Origin of the sequence: Roseospira navarrensis (assembly GCF_009601025.1) — a bacterium.
GTDB classification, from domain to species: Bacteria; Pseudomonadota; Alphaproteobacteria; order Rhodospirillales; family Rhodospirillaceae; genus Rhodospira; species Rhodospira navarrensis.
In genome coordinates, this window is record NZ_WIVE01000109.1 from 5,001 (window position 1) to 7,283 (window position 2,283).

General features: G+C 61.6%; 2 rRNA genes (1 of these 2 cut by a window edge). Both read left to right on the forward strand.

Annotated elements, in window-relative coordinates:
• A 23S ribosomal RNA gene (locus GHC57_RS18405) occupies window positions 1-1,415 on the forward strand; it begins 1,320 nt to the left of the window's first position.
• 375 nt (window positions 1,416-1,790) lie between these two features.
• A 5S ribosomal RNA gene (rrf, locus tag GHC57_RS18410) occupies window positions 1,791-1,905 on the forward strand.
• Window positions 1,906-2,283: the final 378 nt, after the last annotated feature.

Genomic DNA, 2,283 nt, shown 5'->3' on the forward strand with positions numbered 1-2,283 from the left:
CGGCCCCTAAGCCGAGGGCGACAGCCGTAGGCGATGGGAACCAGGTTAATAGTCCTGGGCCCGCGAGAGGTGACGTCCCCCGTAAGTTGTCTGTCCTTAACGGATTGGATGGGCAGCGAAGGGGGGCCTGGAAATAACCCTCGCATATGGACCGTACCCGAAACCGACACAGGTGGACTGGTAGAGCATACCAAGGCGTTTGAGAGAATGGTGTTGAAGGAACTCGGCAAATTGCCCTCGTAACTTCGGGAGAAGAGGGCCCCTGCATCGGGCAACCGGTGTGGGGGGGCACAGACCAGGGGGTGGCGACTGTTTACTAAAAACACAGGGCTCTGCGAAGTCGCAAGACGACGTATAGGGTCTGACGCCTGCCCGGTGCCGGAAGGTTAAGAGGAGAGGTGAGAGCCTTGAATCGAAGCCCCGGTAAACGGCGGCCGTAACTATAACGGTCCTAAGGTAGCGAAATTCCTTGTCGGGTAAGTTCCGACCTGCACGAATGGCGTAACGACTTCCCCGCTGTCTCCAACACCAACTCAGCGAAATTGAATTCTCCGTGAAGATGCGGAGTTCCCGTGGTCAGACGGAAAGACCCCGTGAACCTTTACTACAACTTCGCAGTGGCATTAGGGATGGGATGTGTAGGATAGGTGGGAGGCTTTGAAGCATCGGCGCCAGCTGGTGTGGAGCCACCCTTGAAATACCACCCTTCTTGTTCCTGATGTCTAACCGCGGCCCGTGATCCGGGTCCGGGACCCTGCGTGGTGGGTAGTTTGACTGGGGCGGTCGCCTCCCAAAGTGTAACGGAGGCGCGCGATGGTGGGCTCAGGCCGGTCGGAAATCGGCTGACGAGTGCAATGGCAAAAGCCCGCCTGACTGTGAGGCCGACAGGCCGAACAGAGACGAAAGTCGGTCATAGTGATCCGGTGGTCCCGCGTGGAAGGGCCATCGCTCAACGGATAAAAGGTACTCCGGGGATAACAGGCTGATACTGCCCAAGAGTCCACATCGACGGCAGTGTTTGGCACCTCGATGTCGGCTCATCACATCCTGGGGCTGGAGCAGGTCCCAAGGGTTCGGCTGTTCGCCGATTAAAGTGGTACGTGAGCTGGGTTTAGAACGTCGTGAGACAGTTCGGTCCCTATCTGCCATGGGTGTAGGATACTTGAGAGGAGTTGCCCCTAGTACGAGAGGACCGGGGTGAACGGACCTCTGGTGTACCAGTTGTCACGCCAGTGGCACCGCTGGGTAGCCAAGTCCGGACGGGATAACCGCTGAAAGCATCTAAGCGGGAAGCCCCCCTCAAAACCAGGTATCCCCATCAGAGCCGTGGAAGACCACCACGTCGATAGGCCGGGTGTGGACGCGCAGCAATGTGTGAAGCTAACCGGTACTAATCGCTCGATTGGCTTGATCCCTTCGTGCACGGCGGCAAGAAAGAACGCACCTGACCGCGTTCATCGGCCGCACGACGAAACACGCACACGACGCACACACACGACCATGCGTCAGGCGTTCCCCATCCTCAGCCAGACCCGACGGATCAAAAAAAAGGACGATGTTGTGATCGCTGCGGCGCAACCCTTCGGGCGTTGCGCGGCTGCCGCCTGTTTTGCGGCGCAAAACGGCGCTGCCGCCTCCGTCGGGGCGGTTCGGCGCGGTTCCCGTGATCGGTCGGCGCGTGTGCCGAAATCGGCGCGACTGCGCCGGCGCGGCGAAGCCGGGGAGGTCCGAGAAGACCAAAGGCCCGAACTGGCGCGATCACAACAAGAACCCTCCGTTTGCTTCGATGACCTGGTGGCCATGGCGAGGGCGAAACACCCGATCCCATCCCGAACTCGGCCGTGAAATCCCTCTGCGCCGATGGTACTGCGTCTTAAGGCGTGGGAGAGTAGGACACCGCCAGGTCTTCCAAGCAAACGATCCATCCCAAACGTGCCTCTTCTCCAGGTCGAACACCGGCCGCCGGATCCGCCGCCCCGCGAAAAGCGGCCGGTGGATCGGGCCGGTCCGGATCCACCCGGCGAAGCGGCGCCGTCCGAGGCGCAGACGACCTAGGGCGCGGCTCTGACGCCTGGCAGACAGCGGCCGCGCCGCACCGGGGTCACAGGGCCGGGCCCCAGGGATCGCCGCGAACCGCGCACACGGCGGTCCACGCAACACCGGGCCGGTCGCCCGGACCCGAAACAAAAACACGGGGATCCAAACGCCCCAGGCGACCCCCAACATACACCCGACGCGGGGTGGAGCAGTCCGGTAGCTCGTCAGGCTCATAACCTGAAGGTC